The 22,080-nt window shown below is 28.7% G+C and carries 19 protein-coding genes and 1 pseudogene; 10 read left to right on the forward strand and 10 right to left on the reverse strand.

Annotated features, from left to right (window positions below):
- The first annotated feature begins 2 nt into the window (after positions 1-2).
- From CORN_RS03605 to CORN_RS03630, 6 genes are read left to right on the forward strand one after another with little or no spacing between them, the layout of a single operon-like run.
- Positions 3-1,859, forward strand: coding sequence for a flagellar assembly protein A (locus tag CORN_RS03605; RefSeq protein WP_066008395.1), 1,857 nt, complete (start codon positions 3-5; stop codon positions 1,857-1,859).
- A complete protein-coding gene (gene ruvA, locus CORN_RS03610; RefSeq protein ID WP_066008394.1) occupies positions 1,856-2,407 on the forward strand; it encodes a Holliday junction branch migration protein RuvA in 552 nt (183 codons plus the stop codon). The genes CORN_RS03605 and ruvA overlap by 4 nt, the downstream gene beginning before the upstream one ends.
- 16 nt (positions 2,408-2,423) lie before the next feature.
- A complete protein-coding gene (locus CORN_RS03615) occupies positions 2,424-3,464 on the forward strand; it encodes a D-alanine--D-alanine ligase (RefSeq protein WP_066008393.1) in 1,041 nt (346 codons plus the stop codon).
- Positions 3,465-3,466: 2 nt separating this feature from the next.
- Complete coding sequence (locus CORN_RS03620; protein ID WP_066008392.1) at positions 3,467-3,682, forward strand: type II toxin-antitoxin system Phd/YefM family antitoxin; 216 nt, start codon at positions 3,467-3,469, stop codon at positions 3,680-3,682.
- 2 nt (positions 3,683-3,684) lie between these two features.
- Complete coding sequence (locus CORN_RS03625) at positions 3,685-4,428, forward strand: alpha/beta fold hydrolase (RefSeq protein WP_066008391.1); 744 nt, start codon at positions 3,685-3,687, stop codon at positions 4,426-4,428.
- Positions 4,421-5,821 (forward strand): Mur ligase family protein, encoded by a 1,401-nt coding sequence (locus tag CORN_RS03630; protein WP_066008390.1) that lies wholly within the window; start codon positions 4,421-4,423, stop codon positions 5,819-5,821. Before CORN_RS03625 ends, CORN_RS03630 begins: the two co-directional genes overlap by 8 nt.
- 11 nt (positions 5,822-5,832) lie before the next feature.
- Here the strand turns inward: CORN_RS03630 and flgH are convergent, their stop codons facing one another.
- Positions 5,833-6,534, reverse strand: coding sequence for a flagellar basal body L-ring protein FlgH (gene flgH, locus CORN_RS03635; RefSeq protein ID WP_066008389.1), 702 nt, complete (start codon positions 6,532-6,534; stop codon positions 5,833-5,835).
- 86 nt (positions 6,535-6,620) lie between these two features.
- On the opposite strand from flgH, the gene pta reads away from it, so the two are divergent.
- Both pta and CORN_RS03645 read left to right on the forward strand, forming a co-directional pair.
- On the forward strand, positions 6,621-8,090 hold the full coding sequence (gene pta / locus CORN_RS03640; RefSeq protein ID WP_094750319.1) for a phosphate acetyltransferase: 1,470 nt from the start codon (positions 6,621-6,623) through the stop codon (positions 8,088-8,090).
- 8 nt (positions 8,091-8,098) lie between these two features.
- Positions 8,099-9,283: an acetate kinase gene (locus CORN_RS03645; RefSeq protein WP_066008388.1), complete on the forward strand. Its 1,185-nt coding sequence runs from the start codon at positions 8,099-8,101 to the stop codon at positions 9,281-9,283.
- Between the two features lie 29 nt (positions 9,284-9,312).
- Here the strand turns inward: CORN_RS03645 and CORN_RS03650 are convergent, their stop codons facing one another.
- The 9 genes and pseudogenes from CORN_RS03650 to aspS all read right to left on the reverse strand — a co-directional run bounded on the left by CORN_RS03650 (position 9,313) and on the right by aspS (position 19,600).
- Positions 9,313-10,083, reverse strand: coding sequence for a MetQ/NlpA family ABC transporter substrate-binding protein (locus CORN_RS03650; protein ID WP_066008387.1), 771 nt, complete (start codon positions 10,081-10,083; stop codon positions 9,313-9,315).
- Positions 10,084-10,209: 126 nt separating this feature from the next.
- Complete coding sequence (locus CORN_RS08625; protein ID WP_066008386.1) at positions 10,210-11,358, reverse strand: glycosyltransferase; 1,149 nt, start codon at positions 11,356-11,358, stop codon at positions 10,210-10,212.
- Between the two features lie 9 nt (positions 11,359-11,367).
- Positions 11,368-12,024 (reverse strand): annotated as a pseudogene (locus tag CORN_RS08630) (methionine ABC transporter permease); the annotation flags it as partial.
- A 2-nt stretch (positions 12,025-12,026) separates the two neighbouring features.
- Positions 12,027-12,983 (reverse strand): methionine ABC transporter ATP-binding protein, encoded by a 957-nt coding sequence (locus CORN_RS03665; RefSeq protein WP_066008384.1) that lies wholly within the window; start codon positions 12,981-12,983, stop codon positions 12,027-12,029.
- A 3-nt stretch (positions 12,984-12,986) separates the two neighbouring features.
- Complete coding sequence (locus tag CORN_RS03670) at positions 12,987-15,599, reverse strand: valine--tRNA ligase (RefSeq protein ID WP_066008383.1); 2,613 nt, start codon at positions 15,597-15,599, stop codon at positions 12,987-12,989.
- Positions 15,600-15,677: 78 nt separating this feature from the next.
- Positions 15,678-16,715, reverse strand: a complete 1,038-nt coding sequence (locus CORN_RS03675) for an OmpA family protein (protein ID WP_066008382.1) — start codon at positions 16,713-16,715, stop codon at positions 15,678-15,680.
- A 35-nt stretch (positions 16,716-16,750) separates the two neighbouring features.
- Positions 16,751-17,269, reverse strand: a complete 519-nt coding sequence (gene ppa, locus CORN_RS03680; RefSeq protein WP_066008381.1) for an inorganic diphosphatase — start codon at positions 17,267-17,269, stop codon at positions 16,751-16,753.
- Between the two features lie 10 nt (positions 17,270-17,279).
- Positions 17,280-17,852: an adenylate kinase gene (locus tag CORN_RS03685; RefSeq protein WP_066008380.1), complete on the reverse strand. Its 573-nt coding sequence runs from the start codon at positions 17,850-17,852 to the stop codon at positions 17,280-17,282.
- On the reverse strand, positions 17,849-19,600 hold the full coding sequence (gene aspS, locus CORN_RS03690) for an aspartate--tRNA ligase (protein ID WP_066008379.1): 1,752 nt from the start codon (positions 19,598-19,600) through the stop codon (positions 17,849-17,851). The genes CORN_RS03685 and aspS overlap by 4 nt, the downstream gene beginning before the upstream one ends.
- Positions 19,601-19,685: 85 nt before the next feature.
- Here aspS and CORN_RS03695 point away from each other — a divergent pair, with 85 nt between their 5' ends.
- Both CORN_RS03695 and CORN_RS03700 read left to right on the forward strand, forming a co-directional pair.
- On the forward strand, positions 19,686-20,516 hold the full coding sequence (locus tag CORN_RS03695; RefSeq protein ID WP_066008378.1) for an NAD(+)/NADH kinase: 831 nt from the start codon (positions 19,686-19,688) through the stop codon (positions 20,514-20,516).
- On the forward strand, positions 20,516-22,030 hold the full coding sequence (locus tag CORN_RS03700) for an AAA family ATPase (protein WP_066008377.1): 1,515 nt from the start codon (positions 20,516-20,518) through the stop codon (positions 22,028-22,030). The genes CORN_RS03695 and CORN_RS03700 overlap by 1 nt, the downstream gene beginning before the upstream one ends.
- The last annotated feature ends 50 nt before the right edge of the window (positions 22,031-22,080 follow it).

Consider the following 22,080-nt stretch of genomic DNA (forward strand, 5'->3'; position numbering starts at 1 on the left):
TTATGGAAGAAAAGAAAATTTTATATACTAAAGACCCTTATAAAGAGCTTTTGATATTTGCTTCTGAGAATAAATGTGAAGTTGAAGAGCTTGATTTTAGACTATTAAGTTTTAACACTTCTTACACTTACGATAATCAAGAATGGATAAAAGTTAATGAAAAGGAATTAAAAATTTTCGAAGAAGATGAAAAATTTTTAATTCACGATTTAAATATAAAACAAGAATATAAAATAGAAATTTATTTTAAAAAATTTACACATTCATCAGTTTTTGAGATTAATTTACATACTAATGAATTTTGTACTTTATTAAAAGCTAGTGTTAGACCTAGCGAAGCTATTGTTTTTCATGACAAACTAGCCCTAGAACTTTTGGAAGCTATTTATAAGGCAATGATAAAAGAAAACTATTTGCTTGGTTTTAGAATTTTTGATTTTAAAAAACAAATTATTGAATTTAATACTAAGGTTAAAGAAAAGCAAAAATTTGACTTTGAGGCTGAATTTGAAGTATGTAAAGGAGTTAATCCTCAAGAGCCTACCGATGAGGAAGTTAAATATCATTATTTGGAGAATTTAAAAAAACATAATGATGTAATGAATAGAAACTATGTAGCACCTATAGGAAAAGATGAGATAGCTATTGAGAGGATTAAACCAAAAGAGGGTAGTGATGGCAAGGATTTAAGATTTAAAATTTTAAAAGCCCTTCCACCAAAAACCAACAAAGAAAAAGTTATCTGCTCGGATAATTTTGAAGTTAAAGAAGATGATGAGAGTATAAAATATATTGCAAAAAAAGATGGTTTTATCATACAAAAAAAATCTATTTATGAGATAGAAAATTATTTGGAATTTAACAAGGTTGATTTTAAAAGTACAGGTTCTATTTGGGCAGGTTTTGATAAAAAAGTTATCATTGTGATTAAAAATACAAATACATTAGAAGATGCTATAGGTCCTAGGATTACTGTAGAGGCTCAAGAACTAGAAGTTGTGGGCAATATGGCTCAAGATTCTGTTTTAAGAGGTAAGAAGGTGGTTCTTAAAGGTAGTATGCATCATAAAAGTACTATTATAGGACAAAAGGTTGAAGTTAATATCTTAAGAGGGTATTGTGAAGCTGAGGAAATCTTTGCTGAGACTTTAGAAAATGGTTCTATTAAGGCTAAAAAAGTAAATATTAAAAAGGCCGTGGGTGGAGAGATTATTGCAGATGAAATTTATATACAAGAACTTGGTGGAAATTGTCTTTGTAATGCTAAGAGCCTTATACGTATTGAAAAGATTCAAGGTAGTGGAAATAAACTTATAATTCAAGATCTTAAAGCTTTTGATAAGGAAAAAAGTGGGGAAGAAATACTTGTACATATTGATGAATTAAAAAAAGAGCAGGAAAATTTAGCTAAAGAAATTGAAGATACTAAACATACTATTCACGTGAGTAAAGATTCTGTGCGAATTTTACAGCAAAAAGTAAAAGAACTCATGAATGCAAAAAGAGCTATACCTCAAGCTTATAAAATTACTATCAAAGATTTTAATCAAAAAATTGAAAATTTAAATATTTTAGCTAATAAAATAGAAACTTTGAAAGAGGAAGAAAAGATAAATATAGAAAAACTTAAAAAAATTCAAGATGAACTTTTAAAATCTAAAATTATTAATAAAAGTGGAAAATGGAATGATTTAAATGAAATTAAATTTATTTTATTAAGTCCTAGAAAAGAGTTGAGTTATCATCCACATAATGAAGAGAAAATTCAGTGTTTTGAACTTGAAAGAATTGATACTGAAGATGGATCGAATATTTATGAAATTCGCTCTATAAGCAATTATAAGGAAGAAACTAAATGATAGTGGCAATTGAAGGTATAGTGAGTAAAAAAGAACCTACTTTTGTTGTTTTAAAAACTTCAAGCGGTATAAGTTATGGTATTTTTGTATCACTTTTTTGTTCAAGTAATTTTGAAAAAGGTCAAAAGGTTGAGTTTTTAATCACACAAATTATTAAAGAAGATTCACATAAGTTATATGGATTTTTAGATATTAATGAGCAAAGGATGTTTGAATTGTTGATTAAAATTAGTGGTATAGGAGCGACTACCGCTATGACACTTTGTTCAAGTTTGGATACAAATACTTTTTATATGGCTTTGCAAAATAGCGATGAGAGTGTGTTTAAAAAGGTTCCTGGTATCGGTCCAAAGAGTGCTAAAAGAATTATAGCTGAATTAAGTGATGCAAAAATCAATATAGAAAATTCTAATCAAGATCAAGCACAAGCTTTAGCAGCCTTGCTTTCACTTGGTTTTAAACAAGATAATATTTTAAAGGTTTTAAAAACTTGTGAGAGTAAAAATACTAGCGATATTATTAAAGAAGCTTTAAAAAAATTGGCTTAATAAAAGGAAGAATATAATGATATATGGTGTAATTTTTGGTGCAAATTCTTATGAACATGAAATTAGTATTGTGAGTGCTGTGGTGTTAAAAAAAGTACTTAAGACACAAAAAAAATTCATTTTTTGTGATAAAAATAAGGAATTTTTTCTTATAGATGAAGAAAAAATGAATGCAAAAACTTTTAGTAGTGGTGATTATAAAAAAGAAAAGGCCTTAGCGTTAAAGCGGGGTGGTTTTTTTATAAAAACTATGTTAGGTGAGAAAAAACTTGACATTGATATAGCGATAAATATCGTGCATGGAAAAGATGGTGAAGATGGTAAAATAGCTGCTTTGCTTGATTTTTATGGCGTAAAATACATAGGTCCACGCATAGAAGCTAGTGTTTTATCTTTTAATAAGGTTTTAACTAAACTTTATGCGGAAAGTGTAGGAGTGAAAACACTTGATTATAAGGTTTTAAATTTACATAAAGAGCAAAATATTTCTTTAGACTTTCCTTGTATCTTAAAACCTGCAAGATTAGGTAGCAGTATAGGTATAAGTATAGTTAAAGACGAAAGTGAACTTAAATACGCTAAAGATGTTGCTTTTGAATTTGATGAGGATGTCGTGGTTGAAAAATTTGTAAGTAATATTAAAGAGTATAACTTAGCTGGTTGTATGATAGGTGAAAAAATGGAATTTTCCATTATTGAAGAGCCTAAAAAAAATGAAATTTTAGATTTTGAACAAAAATATTTAGGTTTTTCAGAAAGCTCTAAAGTAAGTGAAGCAAATATTAGTGAAGAATTAAAACAAAAACTAAGAGATAGTTTTACTAAAATTTATAATCATTTGTTTAAAGGAGCTTTGATCCGCTGTGATTTTTTTGTGATAGATGATGAGGTTTATTTAAATGAGATTAATCCAAATCCAGGATCACTAGCAAATTATTTATTTGAAGATTTTACCAACACAGTTGATAATTTAGCAAAAAATATAGAATTAGAAAAGCAAATTAAGATTGATTATACTTTTATTCATAGTATTAATGGACAAAAAGGTAAGCTATAATCATGGCCACCTTTAGCAAAGATGAAATTTATACTGCTACTGAAGTAGTAAGAAATTTCAGTACTATGCTTGAAAAAGCCAAAAAAAATGAAAATGGTAGAGTAGTAATTGTAAAAAATAATAAATTTGAAGCCGTGCTTTTAAGTTTTGAAGAATATGAGCGTTTAAGTGAAGCTGTAGTACTTTTGGAAAAGATTTATAAGGATAAAAAAGGTTAGAAATGGCAAAAACTAGAGTATATTCTAATGGATACTTTTATAATTTAAGTTATGAAATCATCAATCCAAAATGCGAAAAAACAATTCTTGTTTTACATGGTTGGGGTGCTAATAAAGAGCTTATGAAACAAGCTTTTGAAAAGCCTTTGAATGATTTTAAACAAATTTATTTAGATTTACCTGGTTTTGGAAATTCAAGTATAGATGCACCTATGGATTCTTATATTTATGCAAAGGTTGTGGAAGACTTTTTAATAACAATAGAGCAAAAAGCAGATTATTTAATGGGACATTCTTTTGGTGGAAAAGTTGCGACTATTATGTGTCAAAATACTAGTTTTCAGGGTTTGATTTTACTTTCTAGCGCGGGTGTAGTTTTGCCAAAAAGCTTTAAGGTGAGATCTAAAATAATCTTGTTTAAAATTTTAAAAAATCTTCCTTATGGAGATTTTTGGAGAAAATTTTTTATTAGCAAAGACGCTCAAGGTATGAGCGAAGTGATGTATGAAACCTTTAAAAAGGTTGTCAATGAAAATTTAGAAAATGAATTTCAAAAACTTAAAAATCCTATTTTAATTTTTTGGGGCAATGAAGATAAGGCTACACCTTTAAAAAGCGGAGCAATCATTCACTCTTTAGCACAAAAAGGGAAATTTTTTGCACTAGATGGGGATCACTTTTTCTTCTTAAAGCATGCTGGTTTTATAAGTGAAAAAATACACGAGGAATTTTTTAAAAATGATTAGTATAATAGCTTTTTTAAGTTTAAATTTTTTACTCGGATTTTATCTGATTTTAGCTTTGCAGTGGTATTCTTACAAATTTTCACGCATAGTTTTACATTTTGCTAAACCCTTGTGGCATTTGTATTTTTTAATAATTCCTTATTTTGCTTTTGTATTTTCTTTGTATAGTGGAAATTTTTATTTATATTTTATAATTTTTGTTTTATCTTTGTTATATGGTGGGTATTTATATAAAAATTTAGATAAAAAGTTAGTTTTTACTGCTAGAATTAAGCGTTATTTTTTATTTTTGTTGCTTTTTAGCTTGATATTTATACCATCTTTTTGGATAGGTTTAGAAGCTTTAGTGGCTACATTTTTATTAAGTTTTTTTGTAGAAAAAATAAACCAAAATCATTTTATCAAAAAAGCAAGAAAAAAGATTTATGATAATCAAAATTTAAAAATTATTCTAATTACTGCAAGTTTTGGAAAAACAAGTATTAAAAATTTTTTATATGAACTTTTGAAAGATGAGTTTAAGTGCTATAAAACTCCAAGGAGTGTTAATACTTTTATGGGTATAGTTAAAGATATCAATGAAAATTTAGAAAATAGTACTGAAATTTATATCGTAGAAGCTGGTGCAAGAGAGCAAAATGATATTTTAGAAATTACAGAGTTTTTAAATCCTCAAATTTGTATAGTAGGTGAAATTGGTTTGGCACATTTAGAGTATTTTAAAACTCAAGACAATATCCGCAAGACTAAGTTGCAAGCTTTAAAATCCAAGCGTTTGGAAAAATACTTTTTACACTCAAGTACCTTATATGAAAATGAATTTTATGATGATTGTTTAGGTGATGTTAGAGCAAGTTTGGAAGGATTGGATTTTAAAATAAGATTAGATGGAAATTTTTATGATTTTCATGCGAATTTATTGGGTGCTTTTAATGCTTATAATATTAGTGTGTGTATTCTACTTGCTCATTATTTAGGAATTAAAATAGAAAATATTACAAAAAGTATATCGAATTTAAAAGCAGTAGAACATCGCTTGCAAGTGATTTCTAAAGAACCTAAATTTATCATAGATGATGGCTTTAATGGAAATTTTAAAGGTATGAGTCAAAGCTATGAGCTTTGTAAAAGCTATCAAGGAAGAAAAGTTTTGGTAACTCCTGGTATAGTTGAAGTTAATGAAGAAGAAAATATAAAATTATGCAAGATAATCAATGAATGTTTTGATTTTGTAATTATTACTTCAGAGGTTAATAGTGTGATTTTGCAAAAATATATTACATTGGATTTTTATGTATTAAAAGAAAAATCCCAACTTGTGCAAGCTTTGTCAAAATTAACCCAAAATGGAGATTTGATTTTATTTTCTAATGATGCACCAAGTTTTATATAAAACCATTTAGCTTAAAAAGGCCAAATGGTTTCCATAAATTTTGTTCCCCAAGGCTTGCGTGTAGATTTATCTATATCACCTTCTGTTTTATAAAGAATTTTCGCATCAGCTATGTATTTACTATCTATCATATTATCTTGAGAAATATCATAAGGTCTTATAACCCCGCTTAATTGAATGATTTGCTTTTCTCCGTTGATTAAAAGCTCACGACTTCCTTCTATAAAATAATTTCCATTGGATAAAACTTTAATCACTCTAGCAGAAATGGTGGTCTGGAAATTTTCACTTCTAGTTTGGCTTCCTGTACCTTGATATTCTGAAGTACTTGCTGTGGTATAACCTATATTTGTATAATCATTAACAAAATCTCTAACTTTGCTAAGTCCAGCACCAGTAGTTATTTGTCCTCCACCTAAATTAACATTATTGTTTTTACTTGTAGCTTTGGAACCTTGTGAATTTTGTGTAGCATTTTCTCTAATAACTACAGTAACTAAATCATTTACATTCATTGCTTTCTTATCAGAAAATAAAGGATTATCTCCTTTGCCAAATAAAGATCCAGGATTGCTTTGGGTGTTATGATTTTGTTTTGGAGCTAATTCTTCTACATAAGTAGGTGGTTTCATATTAATATGCGGATCAACTGTGGCACTACAACCAAACATTACAAAAGGTAACAAGTAAAAATTAACATTTTTAAATTTCATAGCTTTATAACCTTATATTATTGTGATGAATTTTAAAATTATTATATTACAAAAAAACAATTATTTTGTTAAAAAAAGAGGAAAAAATGAAATCTATGTTTTTATTAAATTGTGTTGATGAGAAATTTTTAACACAAACTTTAGGGAGAATTCAAGGTAAAATAGCTTTTTATTTTCCTATTTTTTGTGAAAAAAATAAAGAAAAAATTGCCTTAATATGCTCAAAAACTAATTTCAAGCTAGATTTTTTTAGTAGTTTTGAAAAAAATGATTATCAAACCAAATTTACTCAAAATCCAAATAATTTTTTAAAAAAAATAATTCAAGATTATGAAAAAATAAAAAAAGAAAATGATTTTGTTATAGTGGTTGGGTTAGATGATTTTGGTTTAATGGGGGATTTGAATTTAAATATAGCTTTAGCTAAAGAGCTAAATGCTCCATTATACGCAAAAAGTCAAGATGAAAATCATATTATGTTAAATTTTTTACTAGGTCAAAAGCTTAGTGAGTTTGTTTTATTAAAAGAAAATGAAGATTTTACTCAAGATTTATTGCAAGAATATACTTATAAAACTCAAGCAAGATTTGCTTATGAGCTTTTTGAAAAAGCAAAAGCTGACAAAAAAATAGTAGTTTTACCTGAAAGTTTTGATGAAAGAGTGTTAAAAGCAAGTGAGTTTTTAATGCAAAATGAGATTGTTGATTTGATTTTACTAGGCGATAGCAATGAAATTTGTGCTAAAGCTAATAGTTTAAATATTAATATTGATGGTGTACGTATTATAAATCCTAAAAATTCTCAATATAATGAAGAATTTGAAGAGCTTTTATATGAAGCTAGGAAAAGTAAAGGTATGGATAAAGAAGAAGCTAAAAGGTTAGTGCAAGATAAAACGTATTTTGCAACTTTACTTGTACATACTCAAAAGGCTCATGCTATGGTAAGTGGTGCAAGTACAACTACTGCCGAAACTATTCGTCCTGCCTTGCAAATTATCAAAACAAAACCTGATGTGAGTTTGGTTTCTGGTATGTTTTTTATGTCTTTAGAGGATAAGGTTTTAGTTTTTGCTGATTGTGCTGTTATGCCAAATCCAACCCCTGAGCAACTTGCTGAGATTGCTTATGTGAGTGCAAATAGTGCTAAAGCTTTTGGACTTGATCCTAAAGTAGCTTTGCTTTCATATTCTAGTGGAGATAGTGGGAGCGGAGCTAGTGTAGATGCGATTAAAGAAGCTACTAAAATAGCTAAGGAAAAATATCCTCAACTTGAGTTGGAAGGCCCTATACAATTTGATGCTGCTTATGATATGTTAACAGCAAAAAGCAAAATGCCAAATTCTAAAGTAGCAGGAAGAGCAAATGTATATGTGTTTCCTGATTTAAATGCGGCAAATATTTGTTATAAAGCAGTGCAAAGAACAGCAAATTCTTTAGCCATTGGTCCAATTTTGCAAGGTCTTAAAAAGCCAATTAATGATTTAAGTAGAGGTTGTTTGGTAGAAGATATTGTTAATACTGTGATTTTAAGTGCTATTCAAGCACAAGAATAAGGAGAAAAATGAAAATTTTAGTTTTAAATTCAGGTTCATCTTCGATTAAATTTAAGCTTTTTGAAAAAGATGAAGCTCTAGCATCTGGTTTAGTAGAAAAAATAGGCGAGCAAAGCTCTAAAATAGAATTAAAAGATCTAAAAAGTGGCCAAAAATACCAAAAAGAATTAGCGATTAAAGATCATGAGCAAGGTATTGAATTGGTAAATGAATTGTTTGCTCAAAGTGGAATTTTACATGATTTAAATGAGCTTGATGGATGTGGACATAGGATAGTTCATGGAGGTCCAAATTTAACTAAACATTGTTTGGTAGATGATGAAATTTTAAAAGAAATTGATAGAGTTGCTCATATAGCACCTTTACATAATCCTGCACATTTAATAGGTATTAAAACTATGATAAAAGCTGCTCCAAAAGTTCCTAATGTGACAGTTTTTGACACAGCTTTTCATCAAAGTATGCCTGATTATGCTTATATGTATGCTTTGCCTTATGAGTTTTATGAAAAACATCAAGTTAGAAAATATGGTTTTCATGGTACTTCACATTCTTATGTAAGTAAACAAGCTGCACATATACTTGGTAAAGATATTAATGAATTTAATGCAATTAGTGCTCATCTTGGAAATGGTGCAAGTGTTTGTGCTGTAGAAAATGGAAAATGCGTAGATACCTCTATGGGTTTCACTCCACTAGAAGGTTTGGTTATGGGGACTAGATGTGGAGATATTGATCCTGCTGTGTTACCATTTTTAGCAAAAGAATTAAATTTAAATCCGTCTGATTTAGATACTATAATGAATAAAAAAAGTGGTGTTTATGGAATTTGTGGGTTTAATGACTTTAGAGATATTGAAGCACAAATTGAACAAAATAATGAAAAAGCAAGACTTGCTCTTGATATGTTTTGCTATCGTTTGAGTAAATATATCGGTTCTTATTTTGCTATTTTACCTAGGGTTGATGCATTGATTTTTACAGCTGGTATTGGGGAAAATGATAATATTGTTAGAGCAAAAGTATGTCAAAGATTAGCACATTTAGGATTTGATATAGATTTAGATAAAAATGCACAACTTAGAAATGGTGAGATTAGTCAAAAAGACTCTAAGATTAAAATTTTAATTGTTCCAACAGAAGAAGAATTAGAAATAGCTAAAATTACCACAGAACTTATTGTAAATAAATAAGCCTTGAGTTTTAAACTCAAGGCTTATTTTTAAAATGCAGGAACTACTGCACCTTGATATTTTTCATTGATAAAATCTTTTACTTTTTGACTCTGTAAAGCCTTTACTAAAGCTTTGATTTTAGGATTATCTTTATTATCTTGAGTGGTTACTAGGATATTTGCATAAGGACTTTCTTTGCTTTCTATTAAAATAGAATCTTTTACAGGATTTAAATTTGCCGATAAGGCATAGTTTGAATTAATCACTGCAAAATCAACATCATCTAAAGCTCTTGGAAGCTGTGCTGCTTTTAACTCTTTAAATTTAATATTTTTGGGATTATCTTTAATATCAAGCGGAGTTTTTAATGCGGTATTTTCAAAACTAACTAGCTTAGTACTAGCGATAATATCCAAAGCTCTACTTTCATTAGTTGGATCATTAGGTACAGCTATGGTAGCATTTTGTGGAAGATCTTGGATGTTTTTATATTTTTTAGAATAAACCGCCATTGGTTCAATATGAACTTTTGCAACACTAATTAATTTTGTGCCTTTATTAGCATTAAATTCATCTAAATAAGGTTGATGTTGGAAAAAATTTGCATCAAGCTCTTTACTGTCTGTACTAAGATTTGGTAAAACATAGTCATTAAATTCTTTAATTTCTAGTATGTAGCCTTCTTTTTTTAATAAATCTTTAGTTTGTTCTAAAATTTCAGCATGAGGAACAGGTGTTGCACCTACAGTGATAACTTCATTAGCAAATAAACTTGCACCTAAAATTGTGCTTGCAGCGAGCAATTTTAACAATTTCATTTAAACTCCTTTTTTATAGTTTTAAAATGCTTGATTATATTGTAAAAATATTAATAAGATAGGAAAAGTTTTATTTTTGTTTGTTTTTGTATTCTTTAGCAAAAAGTTTGAGTTCTTTTATAAAATCTACATAACCACCTTTGTGCCAATTTTTTTGAGCCTTAATGAGAGCTTGTCCGATTTTATAAGAATAAGTATTTTGATTTTTAATACCCTCGCTTTTATAATCATCATAGCTTGATAAAGGTGGAAGCTTAAGATAGGTTTTATTTTTATATCTTTTTGGTATTGTTTGGCAAGTTTATTATGTCTATAATAAATTTTTAATAAAGTGAAAGGTAATAAAGGAATTTTTTTCTTATTTTTAGCGCATTCTATGAAAGCGTAACCTAGTTTATATGATAAATGATATCTTATTCTTGCTTTTGCTTGAGTATTGATAGCTTTTATTCCATCTAAATATCTACTTCCTCCAAGTTGCAACCATTTTTCGTAGTATTCTTGCCATTTAGGCCATGTTTGATTGCATAAAGCATTATTCCAAAAACGATTATTACTACCTTCTGCATGTGTTATAGAGGCTTTTTGTGATAAATTGGTTCTATAATCAATATTTCCATTGTAAGTATCTTTTAAATCTTTTATTTTAAATTTATGTTCTAGTACTAGTAGTGTAAACAATCCTTGATCGTTTAAATTTTGAATATTCTCATTTAAATGCTTATAGATAAATTGATAGCATTTTAAAGGATTTGGAATAAGATCGGTAAAGACTAAAATCCCGGTTAAATACGTACGATTTTGATGGTGCTCTTTTTTTACAGGTAAGCTTTCAAGAAGTAAAGTTTTACCTAATCTTGCACCAAAGTGATATTTTCTAGCTCTTAATTTGCTAAGTTCATCTATACTTTTTAAAAGTAAAACATCAAAATCAAGATAAATAATACTTTCACATTCATCTAAAAACTTAAAAGCTTCAAATCTTGCAAAAGCCATATGCGTCCATCTTTTTAAGAAAAATAAATTATTTATATCGTTTTGGTTTTTACTAAGAGTAGCTAAAAAATCTTCTTGGGTAAATGGAATAAATTTAATTGTTTTATTTTTAACGATTTTTTTCATGATATTTTGATCATTTAAGCTAAAACCATCATGTAAAATATAAAATACATCTACCTCCTTACTCATAACATCCATAATATTAATGAGTAAGGTTCCTATGGTAAAGCTTGAATTTTTAGTTGCTGCTAGTAAAATACCGAGTTTATGCTTCATTATTTATCTTTTGGTGATTTTGTAAAGTATATTTCCTATAAATTGTATAATTTGCACTAAAATAATTAAAATCACAACAGTTTGAATCATAATATCAGTTCTAAAACGCTCATAGCCATAGCGAATAGCCACATCGCCCAAACCACCACCGCCAACAGTTCCTGCCATAGCAGAAAATCCAATAACAATGATTAAAATTAAAGTAATACCATTAATAATACTTGGTAGAGCCTCACTAAACATAACTTTAAAGATGATTTGTGTTTTGCTAGCTCCGTAAGATCTTGCTGCTTCTATAACACCAGGATCAATTTCTTTAAAAGCACTTTCAATCATTTTTGCTAGATAAGGTGCAATTCCTATGGTAAGTGGTACTATGGTAGCAGTTGTACCTATGCTAATGCCAATGAGATATTTTGTAAAAGGACTTAAAACTACAATGAGTACTAAAAACGGAAAAGATCTTAAGATATTGATAATAAAATCAAGTACACTATAAATGCTTTTATTTTCACACAAGCCACCTTTATCAGTAACAGTAAGTACAATCGCAGGGATAAGTGCGATTAAAAAGGCTAAAAAAGTGGCTGTAAAACTCATATAAAGAGTTTCTAATAATGCCGGATAAAGTATATTTTCAAAATTTCTTAAAATTGCTTCTAAATTCATTACACAAGCTCCCAAATAACGCCATTTTCTTGTAAATAATTTAAAACTTTTTCTTGATCTTTAGCTTCTATATTGATTACCAAATTTCCTAAAGCATTGTTGTTTAGTTTTTCTATCTTACCCCAAACTATATTAAAATCAATATTTAAACTTCTAGCCATATGAGTGATAATGCTTTGATTTGCTTTTTCTTTGCAAAAATATAAGCGCACATTGACTCCATTTTGTGGTAAAAAATCACTTTCTCCTAGGAATTCACGCATTTTTTCACTTGGCTTTAAGAATAAATCCTCGATTTTCCCTTGACCTATGATTTGTCCATGTTCTAATAATACAGCCTTTTGAGCTATTTGTTTTACTGCTTCCATTTCATGGGTTACTAATACAACGCTGATGTTAAACTCTTGATTGATTTTGGCAATAAGTTCTAAAATATTATTTGTTGTATTTGGATCAAGTGCAGAGGTAGCTTCATCGCTTAGTAAAATTTTAGGATTTAAAGCAAGGGCTCTAGCTATAGCCACTCTTTGTTTTTGCCCACCACTTAGTTCATTTGGATAAGCCTTGCTTTTGGCTAAAAGTCCTACAAGATCTAAAAGCTCATTAACTCTTTTTTGAATTGTGCTTTTGTCAAAATTATGAATTTCTAAAGGCATAGCTACATTTTCAAATACATTTTTTCTACTCATAAGTGCAAAATGTTGAAAAATCATTCCTATATCTTTTCTAAATATTCTTAACTCTTTTTCTTTTAAGGTAGCTATTTCTTTACCAAAAACTTGCACGCTACCGCTTTGATAATTTTCCAAACCATTAATACATCTTAGCAAAGTTGATTTTCCTGCCCCACTATGTCCAACAAGGGCATAAATTTCTCCTTCTTTAACTTCCAAAGAAACATCATTTATAACTAATTCTTTGCCATAATATTTTTTAAGATTTTGTATTTTTATCACTTATTAGCCTTCTAAATTAGAAATTTCATCATTAATTTTTTCAAGTTGAACTTTAATGCTTTCAAGTTGAGTTTTATTTTGCTCAACGACCGCAGCAGGTGCATTAGAGATAAATTTTTCATTTTTCATCATAGCATCTAGTTTGTTAAATTCTTTTTCAAGCTTTATTTTTTGACTATTAAGTCTATTTAAAACACCGCTTAAATCAAGATCTTGAGTTGGTATAAATACTTCTAAATTCTCGCTTACATCTCTAATGGATTTTTCTAAATTTGTGTTGGTAAATTCGATATTTTCGCATTTTGCAAGTGTTGAGATAAAATTAGTGTAATTTTTTAACTCAGCTATTAAACTCTCATCATTTAATTTTATACAAGCTTTTTGAATTTTTGCATTTGCAAGCTCTACTAGGGTTTTTGCACGACGTAAACTCACTATACTTTCTATAATGATATTAAATAATTTTTCGATTTTTTCATTTCTAGAATTAAATTTAGGATATTTTGAAATCATTATAGATTCATGAGTTTGGATAGAAGTTTTACTTAACTCATGGTATAAATACTCACTAATAAATGGCATAAAAGGATTTAAAAGTTTTAATGCTTCTTTAAAAATGCTTCCGAGTTCTTTTATGCTTGATTTTTCAGCCTTGCTAAGCTCGATCCCCCAGTCACAAAATTCATCCCAAAAAAATCTATACAAAGTGTTTGCCGCATCATTAAAGCGGTAATTGTCTAAATTTTCTCTTGTTTCTTTTACGCATACTTCAAAACGAGATAGTATGTATTTTGCTAGGTTAGTTTGAATTTTACTTTTATCTAAATCTTCAAATTTTTCTTCATTTAAAAGTAAAAATTTGCTTGCATTGTAAAGTTTGTTGGTAAAATTTCTAACTTGTATGAGTTTGTCATTACTTAATTTTATATCTCTACCTTGGATAGCTAAAAGAGCAAGAGTAAAACGCAAGATATCAGCGCTATATTCATCCACACTTTGCACAGGATCAATGACATTACCTAAAGACTTGCTCATTTTTCTACCTTGCTCATCTTTAACTAAAGCATGTAAATATATATCTTTAAAAGGAAGCTCACTTAAGGCATTAGTGCTTTGAAACATCATTCTAGCGACCCAGAAAAATAAAATATCAAAGCCGGTGATTAATAAAGAATTTGGATAAAAATCTTTTAAATCATCTTCATGCCAAAGTGTGTTTTTGCCCCAGTCTTTATTACCCCAACCTAAAGTACTCATAGCCCAAAGACCAGAAGAAAACCAAGTATCTAAAACATCAGGGTCTTGTTTGAAATTAGTGCTTTGGCATTTTGGGCATTGATTTGGAGTTTCTTCGCTTGCCCATTCATGGGAGCATTCACAGTAATACACAGGAATTTGATGACCCCACCAAAGTTGTCTTGAAATACACCAATCTTTTAAATCACTCATCCAAGCATTAAAACTATTAATCCAATGTGCAGGGTAGAATTTGCTTCCACCAAGATTAACTTTTTCTATACTTTCTTTTGCGATTTCATTTTTTACAAACCATTGTTTAGAAATATATGGCTCAACCACATTTTTACAACGATAGCAATATCCTACTTGATTCGCATAATCTTCTATTTTTTCAACAAAACCTTTTTCTTGCAATTCTTTTATAATAATATCTCTTGCTTCTAATCTTTCTAAGTCTTTAAAATGCAAACAATGTTCATTTAAAATACCTTTTTCATCAAAGATAGTAATAAATTCAAGTTTATGTCTTAAGCCTACTTCATAGTCATTGTGATCATGTGCAGGAGTTACTTTTACAAAACCTGTACCAAATTCCATATCAACATGTTCATCTGCAATAATAGGAATTTTTCTATCCATTAAAGGTAAAATTACATTTTTGCCTATTAAGTGTTTAAATCTTTTATCGTTTGGATTGACCATCACAGCGCTATCGCCAAAGTAAGTTTCTGGTCTTGTAGTGGCTACTACAACGTATTCTTGAGAATTTTCTAAGAAATATTTTAAATAATATAATTTTCCTTTATTTTCTTTGTGTTCTACTTCTATATCGCTTAATGCTCCATCATGGGTACACCAATTTACCATGTAATCTCCACGCACGATAAGCTTTTTATCATAAAGATCTACAAAGGCTTTTTTTACTGCATTTACTAGGCCCTCATCCATGGTAAAACGCAAACGACTCCAAGCTGGAGTGATGCCTAAAATTCTCATTTGTTTTACTATAGTACCACCGCTTTGTTCTTTCCATTCCCAAACTTTTTTTATAAATTCTTCTCTACCAAGTTCTTCTTTTTTAACACCTTGAGCCAAAAGTTGTTTTTCTACAACATTTTGTGTTGCGATACCTGCATGATCAAGCCCTGGTTGATAAAGGGTTTTATAGCCATCCATTCTTTTATAACGTGTTGTGATATCTTGCAAAGTACAAGTTAGAGCATGACCTATATGTAAAACACCTGTTACATTAGGTGGTGGCATCATGATACAAAAATTTTTATCTTTTTCTTGAATTTTTTCATTGCCATTAATTTCAAAATATCCACGTTCTTCACAAATTTTATAATATTCTTTTTCTAATGATTTATCATACATAATTGCTACCTTGAGAATGAAAATAAATTGTTATGTTAACTTAAAATTGTTAAAGAAGTTTTGAATTTTAGAAATTAGTTATAAAAAACTAATTTCTACTTTACGATTATTTTGTCTTTGAGAATCAGATTTATCTTTAATAGGATAAGTATCTTTTCCTAAAGATTCTATCTCTATAACTTCAGTAAAGCTAAAAAAATGTTTAGCTACATTCATTGCTCTGTTTAATCCTATCATGTAGTTTGCAAAAGTACTGCCTCTATCATCTGCATAACCTTGAATTTTGATTCTTTTGATTATATCTTCTCTTGCTAAATTTTGATTGATTTTTTCAAGTAAATTTTCATTGCTGTATTCGCTATATCCATTTCTTTCAAATAAAAATTTTAAATCAGAAATTTTAACATCTACATAATTGTATTTTTTCTTATTTTTAGCAAAAACAATATCTTTATTATATATACTTAATTTCATATTGTCATTTGAAAGCATATCGATAAAAATCGTTAAATTATAATCTTGAGAATTAGCTTTAACAGGATTAATCATTTCTTTTAGCATATCAACTCTATAATCACTTAAGCTTTTTCCATCTAATACATAAACTTTAACAAAATCATCACTTAATTTTGGCTCATATTTACTAGTTTTACCTTTTGTGATGTATTCTTGCATGGTATTTTTATATTTTGTTGTTTTTTCTTTTTTTACGTTTGTTTGTTTGTTATTTTCAACTGGAACTTTTTTTTCTTCTTGGGCCACTTTAGGTGTGATAGTTTCATTTTTAGAAACTTCAGCTATGTTTGTTTGGGTTGTTGGTGTAATTTCTTGTGCGTTTGTGCTTAGATTTTCATCTGTGATAGAATTGTTTTGCACTTGCACCTCTTCTTTTAAAGGCTCTTGGTCTATTTGTTGTGATTGATAAGTATTATCACTTATATTATTTTTTTCTTGGTTATACTGAGTACTTGATGGAGCGTAGTTTTGATAAGAATTATTTTTTTTATAATCATAAACATAAGTATTTGAATCATCATCAAAATACCATATATAAAAACCAATACTAGCACCTATTAACACCACGAAAGCTATACTAAAAGCAATAATACTTTTCATTTTTTTCCTTTATAAAGTCCTTAAAAGGACTTTGATTATTTATAATTTTTAATAGAATTTTCTAAAATTTCACTTGCTTTTTCAATGCCTGCAAATTCTTTTACTTTTACCCATTTGTTTGGTTCAAGTATTTTGTATGTTTCAAAGAAGTTTTTGATTTTATCTAAACTTGCTTTTGGCAAATCATCTAAAGTCTTAATATTATCATATTTTGGATCGATTTTGCTTGTTGGAACAGCTAGTAGTTTTTCATCCATACCGCTTTCATCTTCCATTAACAATACTCCTATTAAACGACAAGGAATCACAGCTCCTGCTTGAATAGGATATTCGTTTAATACTAAAACATCAATAGGATCGCCATCATCTGCAAGAGTATTTGGTATAAAACCATAATTTGCCGGATAAAACATAGCCGAATACATTACACGATCGACAACTACAGCTCCGCTTTCTTTATCAAGTTCGTATTTTATGTTTGAACCATAAGGAATTTCAATAACTGCATTAAGTTTATTTGGTATTTCCCCAACTTTGATTTTGCTAATATCCATTTTTTATCCTTTATTTTAATAAATCATTGATTAAATTTTTCATATCAGCTACAATAGCTTCAATACTTCTTTCACCATTGATTACATGGTGGATATTTTCTTTGGTATAAAAATTTGTTATTTCTTCCAAAGGTTCTAAATAAACTTTCATTCTATTATTAAAAACTTCTTCGTTATCGTCAGCACCTCTAGCACGTCCTAAAACTCTCTCTCTAGCAACATCTTCGCTAACTTTAACTTCTATAACACCTTTTAAATTTACTTCACTTTGATTTTTTAATACTTTATCAAACTCAAGCATTTGTTCAACACTTCTTGGATAACCATCTATTAATATAGTATTAGTTGGTGCATTTTTTAAAGCAGCGATGATGGTATTAACTACTACTTCCAAAGGAACTAAATTACCTTTGGAAATAAAACTATCAATTGTTTTTCCAAGCTCACTACCACTAGCAACCTCTGCTCTTAATAGATCACCTGTAGAGTAGTGAGTAATGTTTGCATCATCTGTAGCTATAATACTTGCATCGGTTGTTTTGCCGCTACCTGGTGCACCTATGATTAAAAATAATTGTTTCATTTAGTATTCTCCCTTAATCTTATACCTAATTCTCTCATTTGTTCATTGCTTACTTCACTTGGAGCTTGAGTCATAAGACATTGTGCTCTTTGGGTTTTAGGAAATGCTATAACTTCTCTAATGCTTGATGATTTTGTTAAAAGCATGATAAGTCTATCAAGACCTATTGCTATACCACCATGCGGTGGTGCTCCAAAACTCAATGCATCTAGTAAGAAGCCAAATTTTTTTCTTTGTTCTTCTTCATTAATATTTAAAAGTTTAAATACTTTTTGTTGGATAGGGCTTTTATGAATTCTTATACTACCACCACCTAATTCTACGCCATTTAACACCACATCATGGGCAATAGAATTAATCTCTTCTAAATCTTGCTCATCAATATTTTTTGGCATAGTAAATGGGTGATGCATTGCAGAATAACTTCCATCATCGTTTTGTTCAAACATAGGGAAATCAATAACCCATAAAAATTCTAATTTATTTTCGTCAATAATTCCCATTTCATCAGCAAGGAATAATCTAAATCTACCCATATAATCAAGTACGGTTTTCTTAGCTCCAGCTCCAAAAAATACTACATCTCCTACTTCTAATTCACATCTTTGAATCAAAACGCTCAAGTCTTCCTCGTTAAAGAATTTGCAAAGTGGACCCTTAGGACCATCTTCTTTCATTTGTATAAATGCAAGTCCTGCTGCTCCAAATTTACGCACAAATTCTTCAAATCTTTGCATTTGACGTTTTGAAAAAATCGTATCGCCTTTTGGAACTCTTAAAGCTTTAATGCGATTTTTCTTCGTATCTTTTGCAATATTTGCAAAAATTTCATTATTTGATTTTGCAAAAATATCAATCACATCAATAAATTTCATATCAAATCTTAAATCAGGTTTGTCAGAGCCATAATTTTCCATAGCTTCTTTATAGCTCATTTGTTTAAAAGGTATACTAATTTCTTTTCCGCAAGCTTTGAAAATATCTTTGAGTAAATTTTCTGCCATAGCTATGATATCTTTTTGTTCACAAAAGCTCATTTCTATATCTATTTGAGTAAATTCAGGTTGACGATCTGCTCTCAAATCCTCGTCTCTAAAACATTTTGCAATTTGAAAGTATCTATCAAATCCTGAACACATTAAAAGTTGTTTGAATAGCTGAGGGCTTTGAGGTAAGGCATAAAATTCACCTTGATGTACGCGTGATGGCACTAAATAATCCCTTGCGCCTTCTGGAGTAGCTTTAGTTAAAATAGGGGTTTCAACTTCTAAAAATCCCATTTTCGCTAAAGAATTTCTTGTTGCTATACAAGCGGTTGATCTTAATGCAAAATTATCATAAAGTTTTTTGCTTCTTAGATCTAAAAATCTATATTTTAATCTTAATTCTTCATTAACACTTTCATCACCTATAGCAAAAGGTACTACAGCACTTTCATTTTCAATAGTAAGTTTATTTATAACAACTTCTATTTCTCCTGTTTTTAGCTTTGGATTTATAAGTCCTTCGCCACGTGGACGAATTTTTCCTTGTGCTATTAAAACATATTCGTTTCTTACAGATGAAGCTATATTATGTGCTTCTTGATTATCTGTGGGATCACATACTAATTGTATAAGTCCGCTACGATCTCTAAGATCAATAAAAATCACGCCTCCATGATCGCGGTAAGAATTTACCCAACCACATAATGTTACTTCCTCGCCAACATTTTGTATGTTAAGCTCTGTATTATAATGAGTTCTCAAAATTTTTCCTTAGCTTAATTTTGTTTAATTTTGTTATTATAGTATTTTATTCTTTTGCTTAGCTAAGTTTTGTTATAATTTTTTTATGAAAAAATATATAAATACAGAAAAAATTCAAAAAATAGGTTTATTTTGTAGGTTAAATACAAATTTAAACAAGCAAATTGCTTTTTTAAAAATATTTTTTTTGCAAAGAAATATAGAACTAGTATTATTGGAGGAAAAAAAAATCAATCTTAAAGATTTGCAAAAATTAGATTTTTTGATTTCTCTCGGTGGTGATGGTACGCTTTTGTCTTTATGTAGGCAAGCTTATCAAGCAAAAAAGCCTATTTTGGGGATAAATGCAGGAAATTTAGGTTTTTTAACAGCTTTTTCTTTTAATGAAGTAGAAGATTTTTTTAAAGATTTTTTTGAAAGTAATTTCAAAATAGAAAAAGCAAAAATGCTTCAAATAACGCTTTGTAAAAAAAATAAAATTATTAAAAAATTTGCTTTTAATGATGCGGTTTTTTCTCGTGATAATGCATTAATGGCAAATGTGGAAGTTTTTTTTGAAAACAAACTCTTTAATGCATACTATGGAGATGGTTTGATTATTGCTAGTTCAAGTGGATCTACTGCTTATAATATTAGTGCTGGAGGACCTATAGTGCATCCTTGGAATGAAATTTTTGTTTTAACTCCAGTTTGCTCTCACTCTTTAACCCAAAGACCTATAGTTTTACCTTATGGCTTTGAACTTGAGTTAAAAGTTGAACATTGTTTGTTGTATTTAGATGGGCAAGAGGTGATTAACCCTAAAGAATATGATAAAATTCTTATAGGGCTTAGTAGGAAAGAAGTTAGTTTTATACATAAAAAAGATAGAGATTATTTTCAAGTTTTAAAAGAAAAGTTAAATTGGGGCAAGTGATGATAGAGAGTATTTTAATAAAAGAAAATTTGGGCTTTAAACAGGCAAAATTAGATTTAGAAGTTGGACTTACTGTTTTTACTGGGTTAAGTGGTGCTGGAAAATCAGTGCTTTTTAAAGCTATTTTAGCAGCTTTTGCTTTAAGTGAAAGTGAAGCTAAAATGGTGGAAATTTTATTAAACGATGAGCTTAAATTAGATGAATTTGGCATTGAAAATGAAGAATTAAATGTATTTAAACTTTTAAAAGATAAAAGCTCGCGTTATTTTGTTAATAATCAGCTTATTTCAAAAAAGAATTTAGCCTTACTTTCTAAGAAATTTGTAAAATATCTTTCAGCTAAAGAAAATAATGAATTTTCAAATGAAAGGTTTTTAAATTTGCTTGATTTTATGCAATCAAAAGAAGATAAGAAATTTCAAGAGTTTTTTAATGAATATAAAAATATTTACAAAGAGTATATAGAAGATAAAACTAAATTAGAAAAAATTCACGAAGAAGAGAAGAAAGTTGAAGAATTAAAAGAATTCACTAGTTTCGAAATACAAAAAATTCAAAGTATCAATCCAAAAGTAGGTGAATTTGAAGAATTGATGAATTTAAAGAAAAGACTTTCCAAAAAAGATAAAATTGATGCAGCTTGGGAGAGAGCGAGCAAAATTTTTGAATTAGAATCAGCAGTAGTCGAAGCTTTGCAAATTAGTGATGTTGATAGCTCGTTTTTTTCAGAATGTTTAAATGAGTTAAGAGTAGTGTGGGAAAATCAAAGTTTTGATGATTTTGATTTTGATATAGAAGAAGTACTTGATAGAATAGAAAAACTTTCTTTTTTGATTTCAAAATATGGAAGTATAGAAGAAGCTTTAGAGGCTTTGGAAAAGAAAAAAACAGAATTAGCTCATTATGAAAATTTAAGTTTTGAAAAAAGAGAATTAGAAAAAAAAGTACAAAATACTCAAAATATTTTAGAAGAAAAATGCAAAATACTTACCTCAATGCGTAGAAAAAATTTAAAAGAATTAGAAAAATTACTTAATTTTTATCTTGAGAAACTTTATATGAAAAATGTAAAATTAGAACTTAAAGAATGTGCTTTGAATATTTTAGGTAAAGATGAGATAAGTTTGAATATTAACGAAGCTAGTTTAAAAAATTTAAGTTCAGGTGAAATAAATCGCTTAAGACTTTCTTTTATTGCAACTGAATGTAATGTAACTAACAAAGCCAATGGTATAATATTTTTAGATGAAATTGACGCAAATTTAAGTGGCAAGGAAGCAATGAGTATAGCTGAAGTTTTAAAAGAACTTGCTAAGTTTTATCAAATTTTTGCAATTTCGCATCTACCACAGCTTTCATCAAAAGCAAGTAATCATTTTCTAGTAGAAAAAATAGGAAATGAAAGTAGTGTGAGAAAAATAGAAAAAGAAGAAAGAGTAAGAGAGCTTGCTAGAATGGTAAGTGGGGAAAATATCACCCAAGAAGCTTTAGAATTTACTAGAACTTTACTTTAAGAATAAAAAGTAAATTTTCTATATGGTATAATAATAATTTTAAATCATAC

It is taken from the genome of Campylobacter ornithocola (genome assembly GCF_013201605.1).
GTDB classification, from domain to species: domain Bacteria; phylum Campylobacterota; class Campylobacteria; order Campylobacterales; family Campylobacteraceae; genus Campylobacter_D; species Campylobacter_D ornithocola.

Excerpts from the sequence above, each read along its gene's own strand:
- pta (WP_094750319.1), top strand. The coding sequence starts at position 6,621 with ATGAAATCTATGTTTTTATTAAATTGTGTTGATGAGAAATTTTTAACA.
- ppa (WP_066008381.1), bottom strand. The coding sequence starts at position 17,269 with ATGGATATTAGCAAAATCAAAGTTGGGGAAATACCAAATAAACTTAAT.
- CORN_RS03615 (WP_066008393.1), top strand. The coding sequence starts at position 2,424 with ATGATATATGGTGTAATTTTTGGTGCAAATTCTTATGAACATGAAATT.
- CORN_RS03670 (WP_066008383.1), bottom strand. The coding sequence starts at position 15,599 with ATGTATGATAAATCATTAGAAAAAGAATATTATAAAATTTGTGAAGAA.
- CORN_RS03700 (WP_066008377.1), top strand. The coding sequence starts at position 20,516 with ATGATAGAGAGTATTTTAATAAAAGAAAATTTGGGCTTTAAACAGGCA.
- CORN_RS03650 (WP_066008387.1), bottom strand. The coding sequence starts at position 10,083 with ATGAAATTGTTAAAATTGCTCGCTGCAAGCACAATTTTAGGTGCAAGT.
- CORN_RS08625 (WP_066008386.1), bottom strand. The coding sequence starts at position 11,358 with ATGAAGCATAAACTCGGTATTTTACTAGCAGCAACTAAAAATTCAAGC.
- ruvA (WP_066008394.1), top strand. The coding sequence starts at position 1,856 with ATGATAGTGGCAATTGAAGGTATAGTGAGTAAAAAAGAACCTACTTTT.
- CORN_RS03695 (WP_066008378.1), top strand. The coding sequence starts at position 19,686 with ATGAAAAAATATATAAATACAGAAAAAATTCAAAAAATAGGTTTATTT.
- CORN_RS03645 (WP_066008388.1), top strand. The coding sequence starts at position 8,099 with ATGAAAATTTTAGTTTTAAATTCAGGTTCATCTTCGATTAAATTTAAG.
- CORN_RS03605 (WP_066008395.1), top strand. The coding sequence starts at position 3 with ATGGAAGAAAAGAAAATTTTATATACTAAAGACCCTTATAAAGAGCTT.
- CORN_RS03685 (WP_066008380.1), bottom strand. The coding sequence starts at position 17,852 with ATGAAACAATTATTTTTAATCATAGGTGCACCAGGTAGCGGCAAAACA.
- CORN_RS03630 (WP_066008390.1), top strand. The coding sequence starts at position 4,421 with ATGATTAGTATAATAGCTTTTTTAAGTTTAAATTTTTTACTCGGATTT.
- CORN_RS03675 (WP_066008382.1), bottom strand. The coding sequence starts at position 16,715 with ATGAAAAGTATTATTGCTTTTAGTATAGCTTTCGTGGTGTTAATAGGT.
- flgH (WP_066008389.1), bottom strand. The coding sequence starts at position 6,534 with ATGAAATTTAAAAATGTTAATTTTTACTTGTTACCTTTTGTAATGTTT.
- CORN_RS03625 (WP_066008391.1), top strand. The coding sequence starts at position 3,685 with ATGGCAAAAACTAGAGTATATTCTAATGGATACTTTTATAATTTAAGT.
- CORN_RS03620 (WP_066008392.1), top strand. The coding sequence starts at position 3,467 with ATGGCCACCTTTAGCAAAGATGAAATTTATACTGCTACTGAAGTAGTA.